Here is a 17,536-nt window from a genome sequence, read left to right as displayed (position 1 = left end):
GATAGAGTGCGTCCTCCGTTTATTCAGTTTATCGAATGCAAAAATGCCAATATTGCAATTAATATGGTTGGGCTACCAGGCGATTATCCAAACTGGGAATTACTGTTTTCGTATTGGTGTACCGTTTGACCATATACGATGGCACGACGCTTAAACCGAATATTGAGGAAAAATAAAAACATTTTAACTACTATAAAATACCAAAAAATGAAGAACATGAAAAAAGTTGTGTTTCTATTGCTTATTGTTTTTGCGGCAATGCAGATAAATGCACAGCCTTCAAAAAAATTAGTCCAAGTAATTGTTTCGCCTGACCAGCCAGACTGGACCTACCAGACGGGTGAACGTGCCAAATTCACTATTTCAGTGTTGCGAAACAGCGTTCCGTTGGATGGTATTGAAGTAAAATACAGGATCCTACCGGAAAAAATGGATGTTTGGGAAGAGGGTACCGTAAAATTGAAAGATGGTAAAGCGGTTCTAAAAGCACCAAAATTTAAAGACCCCGGGTTTCTACGTTGCTGGGCTTTTGTTGAAATTGAGGGAAAAAAATATAGTTCCTATTCCACTGCCGGGTTTTCCCCTGAAAAGATAAAACCAACAACCAACTTACCCGATGATTTTAAAGCGTTTTGGGATAAAGGGAAGGAAGAACTTTCAAAAATCCCAGTTCGCCCGGTATTAACCTTAATGCCAGAGCGGTGCACCGATAAAGCTGACGTCTATCATGTAAGCATTGATAACATCAAAGGGAAAATATATGGTATCCTTTGTAAACCCAAGGCAGAAGGGAAATATCCGGCTATTTTGCATGTCCCGGGTGCAGGCATCCGCCCATATTACGGTGATGTTAAGGGAGCAGAGCAGGGCTTTGTGACTTTTCAGATGGGGATACACGGGATACCTGTAAACCTGGATCCGGTAGTTTACAAAGATTTAATGGCCGGGCCACTAAAAAACTACTGGACGACCAATATGGATGACAAAGACCAGTATTACTATAAACGGGTTTACCTGGGGTGTATTCGTGCCCTTGATTTTATTGAATCCCTAGACTGTTTTGACGGTGAAAATATTGGTATCACTGGGCAGAGCCAGGGGGGAGCCCTTTCGATTATAACTGCAGGCCTTGATAAGAGGATAGACTATCTGGCTTCTGTTCATCCGGCCTTGAGCGATTTAACCGGCTATTTACATGGAAGGACTGGAGGTTGGCCCCATATGTTCCGTAATGAATATACCAACAAAACGGAAAAAATTGAAACCTCAAAATATTATGATGTGGTAAATTTTGCCCGATTTGTGACCGTTCCGGGGTGGTACAGTTGGGGTTACAACGACGATGTCTGCCCCCCAACTACAGCCTATTCGGCTTACAATGTAATTAGCGCCCCAAAGGAACTGCATATCTTCCAGGAAACCCAGCACTGGACTTTCCCGGAGCAGCAGGAACTTAAATATGGGTGGCTGTATAAACAATTAAAACAGGAGTAATACATGCGGTATAAGGAGTCAATGATTTGGAATTTAATTAACCTTTTCTGTTTAATGATTGTTTTTAGTGTTCCATGTAAGGGAGCCGACAAATCAAACGTTGTAAATCCCTTTTCCCAATCGTTGATAGTGGATTCAACTAGTCGGTCGTCCGTTTATGATCCGTACGATTATGGAGCCAAGGGTGATGGTACAAACTTGGATACCAAGTTTATTCAGGCCGCAATTGATGATTGTTATTCCAAAGGAGGGGGAAAAGTTTATTTACATAGTGGCACCTTTATTTCCGGCACCATATTACTGAAGGGTAATATTACTTTACATATCGCATCGGGGACAATTTTAAAAGCGAGTGATAATCTGGATGATTTTCCAATAATGCCCTCCAATTATCCGTCATATGACGGAAGTTTTGTAACGAACAAAATGTTGATCTACGCTGAGGATGCGAATAATATATCCATAAGTGGCAGGGGTACAATCGACGGGAATGGCGATCATTGGGTGGAAGGACCATACGGATTTCCATCAATGGGTTTGCGTCCGCGCATAATACACCTCCGAGGATGTAAGAACGTTTTAGTTCAAAATGTAACACTGTATAATTCTGCCAGTTGGGTGCAATCGTACCAATCGTGTTATAATCTGGTAGTCGATGGGGTAACGGTTGACAGCAATCCAAATAAGGATATTGAGAAAGAGCGTTTTGCCAAAGTAAAAGGAAGGAATACGGATGGGTTGGATCTCATCGATTGCGAGAAAGTCCGTATTTCCAATTGTTTCATTTCCAGTGGTGATGATGGTATCTGTATAAAAAGTCTGTCACCCGATAAAGTTTGTCGGGACATAACCATTAGCAATTGCATTGTCAGTACAAATGCTTCAGGAATAAAGATAGGGACAGAAACAGCTGGGAAAATCACGGATGTATTGGTAAGTAATTGTACGGTTTACGATACCCGTAACGAAGCCATCAGCCTGATGACCGTAGATGGTGCCCAACTGGAACGTATTCAATTTTCCAAAATCAGTTTGCGAAATATAAAGGGATCGGCAATTTATATAAGGGCCGGCGAGCGACTCAGGTCTTATAGAAAAGGAACAAAGCTTAACACTCCATACCTAAAGGACATTATCATCGAGAATGTAACAGGCACCAGAATTTCAAAAGGGTATGCTTGTATTGTTGCCGGCACAAAAGACTTCCCGATTGAAAATGTATTGATTAAGAACATTAACCTACAATTTGAGGGCGGTGGAAAGGCTGAGGAATCTTTTAGGGATATCCCCGAGAAAGAAGACAAATATCCCAATGGTCGTATTTTTGGTGTGTTGCCAGCGTATGGATTTTATGTCCGCCACGCTAATAATATCATTTTCGATGATATGCAACTTAAATCATCGTTACCCGATGAAAGACCTGCCTTTATCGGAGAGGATATTACCGATCTTGAAATTCGCAATTTCCAGGCTCAGGGAACCGCAAACTCACCAGAGCTTATCCGACTGAATGATGTGAGGCAGGTTCTAATATCCGGGTGTTACCCTTTACAACCAATGCCCGTATTTCTATCCGTTTATGGCAATGGTTCCAATGATATCATACTTCTGAATAATCGATTAAAAAACACTATAAAAAATATTGAAATAAACAGTGGAAATGAAAAATTCAATATTGAAGAGATAAATACATTAAACTAATCATTATGAAAAGAGCAGTATTAAATCTCATGCTTCTTGTTACTTTTTTTGCGATAACGGCTTTTTATGTAAAACCATTGCCCAAGCTATTTTTAATTGGTGATAGCATATCCATTCAATATGGGCCATTTTTGGAAAAATACCTACAGGGGAAAGTACAGTTCGAACGCAAAGTTGATGATGGAAGTGCTGAGAAGAACCTGGATATTCCTACCGGGGCAAATGGAGGGGATTCAAGCATGGTATTGGAATACCTTCGTACTAAAGTCCAGGATCGGCAGTTTACTCCTGATTATCTGCTTTTAAATTGTGGACTACATGATATTAAAAGAAATCCGGAATCAAATAAAATTCAAATATCTGAAGATGAATATAGAACGAATCTTAAAGCTATTTTTCAGCTATTGAAGCACAAGAAGATCCAAGCAGTATGGATGAAGACTACTCCTGTTGTGGATAGTATCCACAATGCGAATCAAAATTGGTTTAGGCGTTATGCCGCCGACGTAGCGATATACAACCAAATCGCTGACGAGGTATGTGCAAAAGAAAATATTCCAGTAATCGATCTTTATGATTTTACTCGAAAATTGGGTGTTGGGCAGTTTGCCGATCATGTCCATTATAAGGAGAATGCCCGTGCTTTACAAGCTGCGTATATCACAGGTTTTTTAGAAAACTATATTAAATAAACAGATTATAAATTATTAAAAGAGTAAGAATGAGGAAAAGGAAAAACTATTTAATTGTATTGATTCTGCTATTGGCAGTAACTAACATTCAGGCACAGGATTTTAACATCCTCGATTTTGGTGCGAAACAAGAGAGTATGAACAATGCGCCAGCAATTCAGGCTGCTATTGATTCATGCTCATCCAGTGGTGGAGGAAGAGTGGTTATCCCTGCCGGAAACTATCTGACAGGAACTCTGATCATGAAGGATAATGTAGAGTTGCATGTGTCTGGGGGGGCTGTACTTTTAGGAAGTAAGAATATTGATGATTACCCTGATATAAAACCTGAGTATGTATCTTTAAGAACAAGTGGTTATGTAAAACAATTGATTTATGCCGAGAATGTAAAAAACATCAAAATTTCAGGTTTTGGTGAAATAAACGGACAAGGGAAAGATTTTATAAGGGTAGGAAACGATGAGGGGGTTAACCGACCTCATATGATTCAGTTTATTTCGTGTTACAATGTAGGTGTTTACGATGTTTCACTTAAGAATTCAGGTGCATGGATGCAGCATTATCTTGCTTGTGAACAGGTTCAGATAAGGGGAATAAAGATTTTTAATCACAACAATTACAACAACGATGGATTGGATGTGGATGGCTGTAAGAATGTTACCATTTCTGATATCATTTCTGATACGGATGATGACGGAATCACTTTAAAAAGCGCTTCGGGAAGGCCCTGTGAGAATATTAGCATTACTAACTGTGTTGTAAGTAGCCATTGTAATGCCATAAAAATGGGAACCGAATCGAATGGAGGTTTCCGGAATATTTCCATAAGTAATTGTGTTGTAAAGCCATCTGTTATAAACAACTCTACTTTTTACGGACAGAAAATCGGTATTTCAGGTGTATCCCTCGAAATAGTTGATGGCGGAACCATGGAAGGCATTGTTGTTTCAGGAATCAAAATTGAAGGTACTCATACACCTCTTTTTATTCGATTGGGGAATCGTGCCCGACCATATCAAGAAGGAATGGAAATCACCAATGTCGGTAAATTAGGGGATGTTTTAATCAGCGATATCCATATTTCAAACGCAAAGAATATAGCTTGTTCAATAACCGGACTTCCAGACAACCCCGTTGAAAATATTGTTTTAGATAATATAGTTTTTAAACATGAAGGGGGTGGGGTTTTGGCTGATTTCAATAACGAGATTCCTGAAAAAGAGAAAGATTACCCAGAAGGGACTATGTTTGGAATTCTTCCTGCGCACGGATTTTTTATCCGTCATGCTAAAAATATTACATTAAAATCGATACAAATAGAAACACTTGCCGAGGATTTACGTCCCGCTTTTTTATTGGAAGATGTGTCTGGAGGCCAGTTTTCAGATATTCAACTATTGAATGAAGGTAAGTCAGTTGCAGGTTTTGCATTGAAAGATAGCGAACATATTTTGGTAAAAAACAGCTTCTATAAGGGTGATTCCAATTCGTTCGTGAAAATGATGGGAGGAAAATTATACGGGATTTCGATTCTCAATAATGTGTTGTTCCAATCTAGATCAATATTTTCAGAAAAGCGTGTAAATAAGAGTGTAATTGAACAAGGAAACATTTTTTTAAAGCAATAATTTTTCTGATTGGAGTATACATAAGCCTTCCAATCTTAGTCTATTTGGTAAAACCCTCGGGGTGTAAAAGTCAAATAAAAGTCGACTTTCTTAATAGGCAGCAAGTTACTTAGGAACTATAAACCAGTATAGTTCAATTGAATAATCAATTATGAAAAAATTACTTTGTCTATTTATTTTAGTATTAACATTAAGCAATGGCCATGCGCAGAGGGTATATGATGCACGTATTGGGGGAAAAGAAATACTAACACCTTTACCTAACAAAGAGCCTAGAATCAATGGACCGAAGGTATATGGGGCTAGGCCAGGTAAAGAGTTTGTATTCCGAATACCGTGTCAGGGAGAGCGTCCGATGAAATTTGAAATCGTAGGATTAACCAACCAATTAATTCTGGATACGGACAAGGGAATTATAACGGGAAATGTTCCTGAAGGGAAAGGCGAATATCCTATGAGGATAACTGCCAGTAACAAATATGGAAAGGTTTCTCGGGAATTTAAACTGGTGGTAGGTGATAAATTAGCGTTAACCCCTCCAACAGGTTGGAATTCGTGGGGTGGTCATATGTTAATGGTAACCGATGGGATAATGCGTAAAACTGCTGATGTTTTTGTTGAAAAAGGATTTGCGGATGTCGGTTTTCAATACATTTCGATTGATGATTGCTGGATGAAAACAAGTAAGGAAAGTTTTGAAGCTCGAAAAGACTACAAAAAGAAACAGCACGAAGGGTTTAGTTTTGATGGTTTGGTTGGCGAAGTAAGGAATACCGAAGGTAATGTTATTCCTAATAGCAACTTCCCCGATATGAAAGCAATGACCGATTACATTCATAGTTTTGGTTTAAAAGCGGGTATTTACAGTTCCCCGGGTCCTTATACATGCCAAAACTTTGAAGGCTCTTTGGGGTATGAGAAGCGAGATGCGGACCAATATGCAAATTGGGGATTTGACTTGTTAAAATATGATCTATGTTCTGGGAATAGTTGTTTGAAGTGCATCAGGAATATAAATGAGTCATATCCGCAATCTGCACTATGGCAGCCAATGGCCACATATCTCAGCTTACAGGATAGGGATATACTATTTAATTTATGTCAATACGGATTCGAAGATCCTTGGACATGGGCGCCTGATTTAGGTATTTCAACTTGGCGAACGGGTGGTGATTTGAACCACCATGTTGAAAATTATTTTAAAGAAGCTTTGAGAATATCCACTGAATTGAGAGCCTATAGTAAACCAGGACAATGGAACGACCCGGATTTTATGTACATCCATAAACTTCGTGACTTTAGGAAAATGGTAGATCCAAGTCAGGAAATCGCATTGAACACAAACCAACGGTACCAATATGTTACGTTATGGTCGGTAATTTGTGCACCATTCTTTTTTTCCTGCGATATCAATGAGATTGATGAGTTTACCATAAGATTACTTGCGAATGCAGGGGTAATGAATATTAACCAGGATGCGTTGGGACATGTGGCTGAAACTATAAAAAATAAAAATGATGAAGTTATCATGTTAAAACGATTGGCAGATGGGTCAAAAGCTTTGGCAGTATTTAATACTAGTGCTGTTGATGAAAAGGTGATTGATTTTGATCTAAAAACGATGGGTTTAAATAGTAGCATCCAAGTTTATGATGTTTGGAGACAAGATGATTTGGGTACTGTGGCAGAAAGAATGTCCATACGATTAAGTCCCAATGGGGTAGGTCTATTCATTCTAAAACAATAATAAAATCAAGCTAGTTGGTTGTGTGTTATGTTAATTGTAAATAGGAATTAAAATTTTTCATCATGAAGTATACCTCTTTATTGAATAATAGGATTAGGTTTTTAACGATATCGATATTCCTTGGGTTATTTGGTCTTTTGGGTAGTATAAATTGTTATGCTAGGGATATCAATATTTTAACCATGGGAGCAATATCTGATTCTCTCACATTGAATACACCTATTATCCAATCTGCCATAGATCAGCTTTATTTAGAGGGTGGGGGAACGGTTGTTGTTCCTGCTGGAAAATTTTCCACTGGACCCATACATTTAAAGGATAATGTTGGGTTGCATTTAGAGACTGGCGCGATCCTTTACGGTAGTACTAACCCGGAAGTTTATGATAAAAGGGGGAAATGGAGGGCCTGGGCCTTGGTTAACGCTAGGGGTCAAAAGAATATTTCGATTACTGGGAACGGGACCATTAATGGCCTTGGGGATTCGGAAGTATGGAAAAGAGGTGACAATGCCGGAGGACGACCAAATATCATATATTTTTTTGAGTGTAGGAATGTTTTGGTCGATGGGATAACCCTAACCAATGCTGCCTGTGCTGTTTCAGATTTTCAGTCATGCAATTATGTAAGGATAAATGGAGTGAAAATATACAGTTATGGTAATCATAACAACGATGGGATAGATATCGATAGCAGGAATGTAGTAGTTTCAAATTGCATTATTGAAAGTGAAGACGATGCGCTTTGTTTTAAAAGTAACAGGCAAGATTTGCCTTGTGAGAATGTTACCGTTACCAATTGTATTTTGGCTTCCAATTGTAATGGTATAAAATTTGGCACAACTTCTCGTAAGGGTTTCAAAAATATTTCAGTTACCAATTGTATTATAAAGCGCCCGGCAGAAGATAATTTTAGACATTGGAATAAGAATATTGAAGGTGTAGATTCTGATAAAACGGTAATATCGGGGCTTGCACTGGAAGTCGTTGATGGGGGGATTATGGATCAGATTCTAATTTCAGATATTGTAATGGACGGGGTTCAAACACCTATTTTTATAAAATTAGGTGACAGGAAAAGACAAAATGGTATTCCTGGGCAATTAAAAAACATACAGATCAATAATATAATTGCTAGGAACGCTAGCTTAATTTCAAGCAGTATAACGGGATACCCTGGCAATAATATACAAAATGTAAAAATTTCCAATGTCGATATAATATATAAAGGCGGGGGTACAGAAAAACAGTACCACCGTGTTGTGCCAGAAAACGAAAAAGATTACCCTGAGAACCGCATGTTTGGACATTCTTTGCCAGCGTATGGGTTTTTTATCAGACATGTTGAAAATATTACTTTAAAATCGATACAGATCAGAACGCTTGCCGAAGATGTACGACCTGCATTTTTTTTGGATAATGTTTCCGGGGGCGGGTTTTCAGACATTCAGCTATTGAACAAAGACAAGTCCGTTGCAGGTTTTGCAATGAAGGATTGTGAAGGTATTTTGGTAAAAAACAGCCTGTACAACAGTCAATCTGATTCGTTTGTGAAACAGGTAGGAGGCAAATTAAAATGGATTTCAATCCTCAATAATGTGTTGTTCCAAGCCAAATCAATATTCCCAGAAAGTCACCCGATTAGTAAAAGTATAGTAGAGCAAGGGAATATTTTTCTGAGGGAATAATTGTAGTGTTAGAGGTTTACAAGAGTGTTTCATCTTTGGTCTCTTTGGTAAAATGTTCTGTGAATAAAAATTAAATTAAGGACGTCCTTTTAACCTTGACTGTATAGGAACGATTTTCAATATTCAAGGGGGTGAAATTGAATGAGCAACTTTACTTGACAGTCAGGGAATGGAATGGATAATTTGGATATTAAGTATGAACTTGAGATAAAAGCAATTAATATGAGGACATTTTTTTTATTAGGTTTATTTTACATGGGAATCGTTCCTTCCTTATATACTCAGAACAGTTTTAATACTGTAGATATAAAAGATTGGAAATTGGTATGGATTGACGATTTTAATTATGAAAGCAGGAATGAATTATTAAAAGTTTGGGAATCCCAGAATGGTTCTAATACGCATATCTTAAGTAGTCGCTGGCAGGAAAATATAGAAGTTGGCAATGGAATGGTTCGATTAGTGAACAAAAAGGAATTGCGTGGTGGACAGGAATGGACCTCTGGGAGTATGTGGACCAGAAATGATTTTAAATACGGGTATTTTGAATGTCGATATCGATATGCCTCCCAACCTGGTACCAATAATTCTTTTTGGCTGATGACAAGATCTTCGGCCCCTAATCCAGCAACAGGGAAAAGATTTGAAATTGACATTAACGAAGGACACTATCCCAGCGAAGTAAATACGAATATCCATAATTGGTCTGACATAACCGATACTCCGGAAGGCAAAAAGAAACATCCTGACTCTCATAAATCTTTACAATTTGATCAGATGGATTTTTCAAAAGACTTTCACGTATTTGGACTTGAATGGACAGAACTGGAACTGATCTTTTATGTTGATGGAAAAGAAATCCGTCGTGAGAGAAATGATTTTTGCCAATCTCCAGTACCAATATTATTAAGTCTGGCGATCATAAGCTGGTCCGGCGAAGTTACAGACAAGATTGATGGAACCTACATGGAAATTGATTACGTAAAAGTATATGAAAGAGTTAGGCCATAATGATAAAATCGATGGAGTAGGAGCTTCGTTTAAAGAAAATAGAAGACAGATGGGTCTATTATTTAGATATTTGGTTGTAATTTTTTTAGGCTCTGCATTGAGTAGCTGTGATATGCAGGGGGGAGGTACAATACATAGTCAAGTTAGTGGTGTATATCCCCATCTTGCATTTTATAACAATGAAGGGGAATGTGGAACCGGAGCCGTAGTCCCTTGGGCCGGACGACTGTGGGTGATTACTTATGGACCACATCTTCCGCATGGGTCGTCGGATAAATTATACGAAATTACACCAGATTTACAGCAAATCATAAGGGCTGAAAGTATTGGCGGAACTCCAGCAAATAGGATGATCCACAAAGAAAGTAATCAGCTTTTTATTGGTCCGTATGCAATCGGGTCTTCCGGTGAGGTACGTGTGATTCCTTCCTCTGGGATGCCTGGTCGGCTCACGGGGAATGCCCGCCATCTAACTGATCCATCAGGAGAAATATATTACGGCACCATGGAAGAAGGTTTCTATGAAGTGGATGTATCAACGCTTCAGCCAATCGAACTTTATAAAGATGGGAATAGTACACAAGGGAACATTGTCAACGATACCGATGTAAATCCCCAAAAGGCGGCTTTGCCTGGTGCCCATGGGAAAGGGTTGTATTCAGGACAGGAGGTTTTGGTGTATTCAAACAACGGCGAAGCTGGTCCCGAAGCGTTGACGAATTTCAATATTGAGGCAGGAGTATTGGCTGAATGGAATGGTAAAGACTGGAACGTTGTTCGTCGCAATCAATTTGTGGAAGTGACTGGTCCGGGTGGAATTTATGGGAATGCCAACCCGGAAACCGATCCGATTTGGGCTACGGGTTGGGATCATAAATCGCTGCTTCTCGGTGTTCGTGACCCATTGACCGGGTGGGACTTTTACCGTCTTCCAAAAGCCAGCCACAGTTATGATGGGGCACATGGCTGGAATACCGAATGGCCACGAATCCGGAATATAGGAATCGAGGAAAAGCCTGACTATCTGATGACCATGCACGGAATGTTCTGGCGTTTTCCCGGAACTTTTACAGCAAATACGTCAGCAGGTATTCGTCCACGTTCGGCTTACCTCAAGGTAATCGGTGACTTTGCCCGCTGGAATGACCAACTGGTATTTGGTTGCGATGATTCGGCCCAAAAGGAATTTTTAAACAAACGCAACGTCAAGGGAAATATCGAAGGCCCTGGTCAATCCAATTCGAACCTATGGTTCACTTCAGTAGATAAACCTGATGAATTGGGGCCGACCACAGCCGAAGGAGCGGTTTGGATTTCCGAACCAATTAAAGCTGGTGAATATTCTGAGCCTTTCCTTTTTGCAGGATGGGACATACGATCTGCATGGGTACAAAACGAAGGCAAATCAACGGTCAGCTTTTCTTTTGAAGTAGACAAAGAAGGAAACAATGTTTGGACGTCTTTAAAAACCGTTAAGTTAAAGCCTGGCGAAGCTACCGATATCGTTTTTTCTGAAAAAGAAACAGGGGAATGGGTGCGCGTTTCGGTGAATAAAGAGACAAAGGCTACCGTTCATTTTGATTATCTACAAAAAGACATACGAAAAACAAGTGTTGATCCTATTTTTTCTGGATTAGCCGAAGTGAATGAAGATTCGTCCAATGCTGGTTTGCTTTGGGGGTTGGGTGATAATCGTCGTACCCTAGGTTTTTTAGCCGGAACCGCTACTGATACGGGTTTTGAGGAAACCGATTATTATGAATTGGATGGTAATCTGAATCTTGTGAAAAAGGAAGATCGGCAAACAGCATCGTTCATTCGTGGGAAATTTGCTATTCCGAAAAATGTGGTGACCATCGATGAGGCTTCGGTATTGGTTGTTGATGACAATGGCCGCCGCTGGCGTTTGCCCAAAGGTGACGAGAAATATACAACATTGGTCGAAAATGGGATGTTACGCCTTTGCCGCGAGGTAGCTACCGAGCGGGACTTGTTTAACAGTGCCGGAACTTTTTATGAATTACCAGCTGAAAATGCCGATGGATATGCCAAAATCCGGCCGATTGCGTCGCATAATTTCCGGATACATGATTACGCCTCGTATCGGGGCTTGCTTATCATGACAGGAATCCAGTCAGAACTTCCTGCATCCAGTGAACATATCATTCGTTCCAAAGATGGCAAAGTAGCCTTGTGGGCAGGTGTTATCGACGATCTTTGGAAGCTGGGGAAACCGGTAGGGGAAGGTGGTCCCTGGAAAAATTCGGATGTAAAAGAAGGTGAACCTTCAGACCCCTATCTGATTGGTTTTTATGATAAGCGTAGTTTGGTGCTGACCAATGAATCGGCTGTGGAGGTGAAATTCAAAATTCAGGTTGAACCCATTGGCCATGGACCGTGGATGACTTACAAGGAAGTGTCTCTTGCCGGAGGACAAAGTTTTGAATATGAATTTCCGATTTCATTCCAGGCGCGCTGGATACGTTTTGTGGCTGAAAAAAATTGTAGGGCAACCGCTTGGCTAAAATATGAATAAATAGGTTTATTTCTAATATTAAAATTTCATGAAAAACATATTGATAATTATTTTTTTGCTTTTTAACAGTCTGCTATATGGACAAAACAAGATTAAGGTGTCCTCCGATTTTCCCGGAGGGAATATTGTGGTGAACAAGGTTTCCGGCGATACGGTATGGGTGAAACCTGATTTGTCGTTTACCAGCGGGAAATGGTTTTATTGGTACTTCAAAGTTTCTGGAGTCTCGAATAAAACAGTAACCTTCAAATTTGACCAAAAAAATGTATTCGGGAAATATGGTCCGGCATACAGCATCAACAACGATGAAAATTGGAAATGGTATGGGGAGAACAGAATAAAAAACAATAGTTTTTCTTTTACTTTTTCAGAGAAGGATACGGTTGGCTTTTTCAGTATAGCTTTCCCTTATACCGAGAAGAATTTAGATGATTTTCTTGAAGATTTGCCCAATAAGGAATCATTAATTATTGACACTTTATGTTTTTCCCCCGAAAATCGGACAATTGAAAAGATAATAATCCCTTCTTTGAATAAAGATCCAAAATACAAAGTGTTGATAACTTCCCGTCATCATGCCTGTGAAATGATGGCAAGTTATGTATTGGAAGGGATTATCAAAAGTATATTAAATGACAAGGATCTTCAACAATTGCGAGAAGATGTTGAATTTATGATAGTCCCCTTTATGGATAAGGATGGGGTCGAAAATGGGGAACAAGGAAAGAACCGTATTCCGAGAGACCACAACAGGGACTACAGCGGGGATTCCAAACACCACTCGACTGCCACATTGCGCACAGTAGTACCAGCATGGAGCAATAATAAATTAAGAATGGCCCTGGACATCCATTGCCCATGGATTTCCGGAGAAGGTAATGAATCAATTTATATTGTAGGGATGTCTAATCCAAAATTGGAACGAGAACAAAAAGTTTTTTCACAATTGCTTGAAGAAAACGCTGTTGGAGAATTGAAATCGTATCACAAAGATTTTTTGCCTTTTGGAAAATCATGGAATACGGATGCTAATTATTCAAAGGGAATGGGGTTTACTCAATGGGCAGGTAGTCTTGAGGGTATAAGTCTTGCAACGACTATAGAGTTTCCATATGCCAATATTTCGGGTCTTATGGTTTCCAAAGACAACGCAAGGATTTTTGGGCAAGCCGTAGCTTATTCGATAATGGATTATTTAGAATCGCTCGATTAATGAGAGTTGCTGATCAAGTACTGAATGATAAAATAAAAGTTTTTATTATTCCCACAGGAAATCATCTGAAAAATGTGGTGACTATAGATGAGGCTTCTGTATTGGATGTGGGGGACAATGGCAGCTGCTGGCGTTTGCCTAAAGGTGACGGGAAATTTACAACATTGGCAGATAATAGGATGTTACGCCTTTGCCGCGAAGTAGCTACCGAATGCGACTTGTTTAACTGTTCAGGAACTTTTATGATAAGCGTAGTTTGGTGCTGACCAATGAATCAGCTGTGGAGGTGAAATTCAAAATTCAGGTTGAACCCATTGGCTATGGACCGTGGATGACTAATTAGGAAGTGTCTCTTGCCGGAGGACAAAGTTTTGAATAGGAATTCCCGATTTCATTCCAGGCGCGCTGGATTCGCTTTATGGCAGGAATGGATTGTAAAGCCACGGAATGGTTGAAATATAATTAATACAAAATGAATAGAAGAATTAAAATTAATTTGGTCATACTATTGGTAACAGTCACGAATTGTATGGCACAACAGACTACAATTTATACCATTGGGGATTCCACAATGGCTAATAAAGAGAATCCGGCAGAAAATCCAGAACGTGGTTGGGTACAGGTATTGCCTCAGTTTTTGACAGGGAATATAATTCTGGATAATAGAGCGGTAAATGGTAGGAGCAGTAGAAGTTTTATTACTGAGGGGCGCTGGGATGCCATACTTGAAATTTTAAAGGAGGGTGATTATGTTTTTATCCAATTTGGACATAATGATCAAAAAAAAATATCGCCGAATAGATATACTAATCCTCATGTTGGGTATCGTCACAACTTAATCAAGTATGTTTTGGAAACTAGGGCAAAAGGTGCAATACCTATATTGATTTCATCTATTGTGAGACGAAATTTCAATGAACAGGGTACTTTAATTGACACTCATGGGGATTATCCTTTAGAAACACGATTGGTAGCATTGGAATATAATGTGCCTTTTATTGATCTGCAATATCTTTCAGAACAACTGGAAGAATCCTATGGTATGGAAGGCTCAAAAAAGCTTCATTTACACTTTGAACCGGGTGAAGTTTCATATTATCCGGACGGTAGAATCGATAACACCCATTTATCGCTTTTAGGTGCTACGGAAATAGCTGAGCTAGCGGTTGAGGAATTAAGAATCAAGGTACCCGATTTGGTTGGGTTTATAAAATAATTCAATAAGATACATGATGAATAGACTTTCCATTTTTAATATTATTTCTTCTTTTACTGTTTTATTTTCCTCCACCTTGTGTTTATCACAGGATTTTGAAATAAATCTATGGGATAAAGTACCTAATGCTATAGAAAACCTAGATTATAAAGAACAGTTTACTTATCTTGAAGATGGAAAAATAAATGGGGTAAGTAAGGTGTCACAGCCGACTATAACTGTTTTTTTGGCAGATCCGAAAAATTCAAATGGTACTGGAGTTGTAATATGTCCAGGTGGGGCATACTCCCATTTGGCCTTAAATAAAGAAGGGTTTTTGGTAGCTAAATGGTTAAATTCATTAGGAATATCTGCTTTTGTTTTAAAATACAGACTCCCTTCAGATGCAATTATGATTAATAAATCAATAGGACCACTACAAGATGCCCAACAGGCAATAAGGGTAGTCAGACAAAATTCCAAAGAGTGGAATCTAGATGCTGATAAAATCGGTATTATGGGATTTTCTGCAGGGGGGCATTTAGCGGCTTCCTTGTCAACACGATATGCTGATCAATTGGTGTCCCCTAAGGATAATATTAGCGCCAAACCTGATTTTTCAATTTTAATTTATCCGGTTATTTCCATGAAAGAAGAAATTACCCATAAAAATTCAAGAAAAAATTTGTTGGGAACAGAAGTCAAACAAGAAGTGTTGGATAAATACTCCAATGAAATTCAAGTAGATGGAAATTCACCTAAAGCTTTTATAGTTCATGCTTCCGATGATAGGTCCGTACCTGTTGGGAATTCCTTGGCATATTACAGTGCCCTTATTAGAAATAATGTTTCAGCTGAAATGCATATATATGAAAATGGTGGACACGGTTTTGGAATGGGGACAATGGAAAACAATAATTTTTGGACAGTTCCTTGTGAAAACTGGTTGATTTTCAATAAGTATATATCGGATTAATTTTATTAATTTTTAATATGGAGTATTTCAGCTTAGTTATAAATCAGTTTATTTCCATTTTGGATATTATCCTTAAGAAATATTTTGGTGTGGATGGTTTAGGAGGTGGAATGTACGGGGACGGTAGCTTTGACTATTATATTAGTGGAATTAATCACTAGAACGCTCCAATGGTACCGGCCCATTTGTTTTCACTGAATAGGAACGCAATAAATAATATATAAAATATGAAGAATTCAAGAAGAAAATTTTTAACCTCAATTTGCATGTTGGCAGCAGCCAGTGCTTTTCCCATTCAATCTTTTGGTTTTGACAAATCGAAGAAACTTAAGATCGTACTTGTTGGGACAGGTGTCCGTGGTACGAGTTTTTGGGGCAAAAGATTGGTGGATGAATATTCCGATATCTTGGAGTTCGTAGGTTTAAGTGACGTGAATTCAGGTAGATTGAACTATGCCAAAGAATATATTGGTGTTACATGCCCCTTGTTCACCAACTTTGATGAAATGCTAAAGAAGACCAAACCGGATTTGGTTATTGTGACCACGGTTGATGCAACCCACCATGAGTTCATTATCAAAGGATTGGAATTCGGGTGTGATGTGCTAACGGAAAAACCACTTACGACTGATGAGACTAAGGCCCAAAGAATCCTGGATGCAGAAAGAAAATCAGGAAAAAACCTGATCGTAGGTTTCAATTACCGATGGAGTCCCTATAACACAAAAATCAAGGAGCTATTAATGAACAATACGATTGGCGATATTACGTCGGTTGATTTTCATTGGTACCTGAATACCTATCATGGGGCTTCTTATTTTCGGAGATGGCATGGTCTAAAGGATAAGGGAGGTTCCTTATGGGTACATAAGGCCACACACCACTTTGATCTTCTGAACTGGTGGTTGGATGCAGACCCCAGTGAGGTATTTGCATATGGTAATTTGGAACATTATGGTTCAAATGGACCCTTTAAAGGTGCGAATTGTAGGACCTGTGAACATAAGGGAAATTGTGAGTATTATTTTGATATCACCCAGAATCAAAGAATGATGGATCTATATGTGGCCAACGAAAACCACGATGGTTATATAAGGGATAATTGTTTGTTCAGGGATGAAATAGATATTTATGATAAAATGTCGGCACAGATCAAATACGCCAATGATGTTACCGTAAACTATTCATTGACCACCTATTCTCCTTTTGAAGGTTGGAGGATTGCCTTTAACGGAACAAAAGGTAGGATTGAAGCATCCTTGGATATACCCTATAACATAAACACCAACGTTGACCAAGCAGAAATGCATGCCAAGGAAATGGAGCAAAATGCCTTGGAAGAGGCGATGACGGAAAACATAATCGTACATAAGCTTTGGAATGATTTTGACACCGTAACGGTTCCTACTGAGAAAGGTGGCCATGGAGGTGGGGATAAACGTTTGCATGATAAAATATTCAAAACACCGGAAATAGAAGATCCTTATGCTAGATCTGCAGGTATTCGAGATGGTATCATGTCCATACTTATCGGAATTGGTGCACGAAATAGTATTGAAACCGGGAATCCCGTCAAAATAGCGGACTTAACCGATTTGGTCCCTCTGGCTAAGAGAATAAAGAGCACCAACTAATATGGATCGTATTTAGCTTTAAGT

General features: G+C 39.0%; 13 protein-coding genes. All 13 read left to right on the top strand.

What is annotated here, in order from left to right; all coding sequences use genetic code 11:
• The first annotated feature begins 216 nt into the window (after window positions 1-216).
• The gene (locus HPE56_RS08530) at window positions 217-1,494 is read left to right on the top strand and encodes an acetylxylan esterase (RefSeq protein ID WP_188243350.1); all 1,278 of its coding nucleotides are present in this window, start codon (window positions 217-219) and stop codon (window positions 1,492-1,494) included.
• A gap of 129 nt (window positions 1,495-1,623) precedes the next feature.
• The gene (locus HPE56_RS08525; protein ID WP_188243349.1) at window positions 1,624-3,195 is read left to right on the top strand and encodes a glycoside hydrolase family 28 protein; all 1,572 of its coding nucleotides are present in this window, start codon (window positions 1,624-1,626) and stop codon (window positions 3,193-3,195) included.
• A gap of 5 nt (window positions 3,196-3,200) precedes the next feature.
• Window positions 3,201-3,887 carry an SGNH/GDSL hydrolase family protein gene (locus HPE56_RS08520; RefSeq protein WP_188243348.1) on the top strand — a complete coding sequence of 229 codons (687 nt, stop codon included), beginning with the start codon at window positions 3,201-3,203 and terminating at the stop codon, window positions 3,885-3,887.
• 29 nt (window positions 3,888-3,916) lie between these two features.
• On the top strand, window positions 3,917-5,515 hold the full coding sequence (locus HPE56_RS08515) for a glycoside hydrolase family 28 protein (RefSeq protein WP_188243347.1): 1,599 nt from the start codon (window positions 3,917-3,919) through the stop codon (window positions 5,513-5,515).
• Between the two features lie 151 nt (window positions 5,516-5,666).
• On the top strand, window positions 5,667-7,262 hold the full coding sequence (locus tag HPE56_RS08510; protein WP_188243346.1) for a glycoside hydrolase family 27 protein: 1,596 nt from the start codon (window positions 5,667-5,669) through the stop codon (window positions 7,260-7,262).
• Window positions 7,263-7,324: 62 nt separating this feature from the next.
• Entirely contained in the window at window positions 7,325-8,947 is a 1,623-nt protein-coding gene (locus HPE56_RS08505) for a glycoside hydrolase family 28 protein (protein WP_188243345.1), read from the top strand.
• Between the two features lie 174 nt (window positions 8,948-9,121).
• Window positions 9,122-9,958, top strand: coding sequence for a glycoside hydrolase family 16 protein (locus HPE56_RS08500; RefSeq protein WP_188243344.1), 837 nt, complete (start codon window positions 9,122-9,124; stop codon window positions 9,956-9,958).
• Window positions 9,939-12,494, top strand: coding sequence for a hypothetical protein (locus HPE56_RS08495; protein WP_223170247.1), 2,556 nt, complete (start codon window positions 9,939-9,941; stop codon window positions 12,492-12,494). The genes HPE56_RS08500 and HPE56_RS08495 overlap by 20 nt, the downstream gene beginning before the upstream one ends.
• A gap of 28 nt (window positions 12,495-12,522) precedes the next feature.
• Entirely contained in the window at window positions 12,523-13,707 is a 1,185-nt protein-coding gene (locus tag HPE56_RS08490; RefSeq protein ID WP_188243343.1) for a M14 family zinc carboxypeptidase, read from the top strand.
• Window positions 13,707-13,973: a hypothetical protein gene (locus HPE56_RS08485; RefSeq protein ID WP_188243342.1), complete on the top strand. Its 267-nt coding sequence runs from the start codon at window positions 13,707-13,709 to the stop codon at window positions 13,971-13,973. The genes HPE56_RS08490 and HPE56_RS08485 overlap by 1 nt, the downstream gene beginning before the upstream one ends.
• Before the next feature lie 206 nt (window positions 13,974-14,179).
• Window positions 14,180-14,923, top strand: a complete 744-nt coding sequence (locus HPE56_RS08480; protein WP_188243341.1) for a rhamnogalacturonan acetylesterase — start codon at window positions 14,180-14,182, stop codon at window positions 14,921-14,923.
• Between the two features lie 13 nt (window positions 14,924-14,936).
• Window positions 14,937-15,878, top strand: a complete 942-nt coding sequence (locus tag HPE56_RS08475; RefSeq protein ID WP_188243340.1) for an alpha/beta hydrolase — start codon at window positions 14,937-14,939, stop codon at window positions 15,876-15,878.
• Window positions 15,879-16,105: 227 nt separating this feature from the next.
• Window positions 16,106-17,512: a Gfo/Idh/MocA family protein gene (locus tag HPE56_RS08470; protein ID WP_188243339.1), complete on the top strand. Its 1,407-nt coding sequence runs from the start codon at window positions 16,106-16,108 to the stop codon at window positions 17,510-17,512.
• The last annotated feature ends 24 nt before the right edge of the window (window positions 17,513-17,536 follow it).

It is taken from the genome of Maribacter aquimaris (assembly GCF_014596745.1).
In the GTDB taxonomy this organism is placed as follows: domain Bacteria; phylum Bacteroidota; class Bacteroidia; order Flavobacteriales; family Flavobacteriaceae; genus Maribacter_A; species Maribacter_A aquimaris.
Note: the sequence above shows the minus strand (reverse complement) of the source record. Positions and strands in the feature narration are given on the sequence as shown.

Bases quoted from the DNA above. Each gene is read 5' to 3' on its own strand.
- HPE56_RS08470 (WP_188243339.1), top strand. From the start codon at position 16,106: ATGAAGAATTCAAGAAGAAAATTTTTAACCTCAATTTGCATGTTGGCA.
- HPE56_RS08500 (WP_188243344.1), top strand. From the start codon at position 9,122: ATGGATAATTTGGATATTAAGTATGAACTTGAGATAAAAGCAATTAAT.
- HPE56_RS08510 (WP_188243346.1), top strand. From the start codon at position 5,667: ATGAAAAAATTACTTTGTCTATTTATTTTAGTATTAACATTAAGCAAT.
- HPE56_RS08495 (WP_223170247.1), top strand. From the start codon at position 9,939: ATGAAAGAGTTAGGCCATAATGATAAAATCGATGGAGTAGGAGCTTCG.
- HPE56_RS08520 (WP_188243348.1), top strand. From the start codon at position 3,201: ATGAAAAGAGCAGTATTAAATCTCATGCTTCTTGTTACTTTTTTTGCG.
- HPE56_RS08475 (WP_188243340.1), top strand. From the start codon at position 14,937: ATGATGAATAGACTTTCCATTTTTAATATTATTTCTTCTTTTACTGTT.
- HPE56_RS08505 (WP_188243345.1), top strand. From the start codon at position 7,325: ATGAAGTATACCTCTTTATTGAATAATAGGATTAGGTTTTTAACGATA.
- HPE56_RS08530 (WP_188243350.1), top strand. From the start codon at position 217: ATGAAAAAAGTTGTGTTTCTATTGCTTATTGTTTTTGCGGCAATGCAG.
- HPE56_RS08480 (WP_188243341.1), top strand. From the start codon at position 14,180: ATGAATAGAAGAATTAAAATTAATTTGGTCATACTATTGGTAACAGTC.
- HPE56_RS08485 (WP_188243342.1), top strand. From the start codon at position 13,707: ATGAGAGTTGCTGATCAAGTACTGAATGATAAAATAAAAGTTTTTATT.
- HPE56_RS08490 (WP_188243343.1), top strand. From the start codon at position 12,523: ATGAAAAACATATTGATAATTATTTTTTTGCTTTTTAACAGTCTGCTA.
- HPE56_RS08515 (WP_188243347.1), top strand. From the start codon at position 3,917: ATGAGGAAAAGGAAAAACTATTTAATTGTATTGATTCTGCTATTGGCA.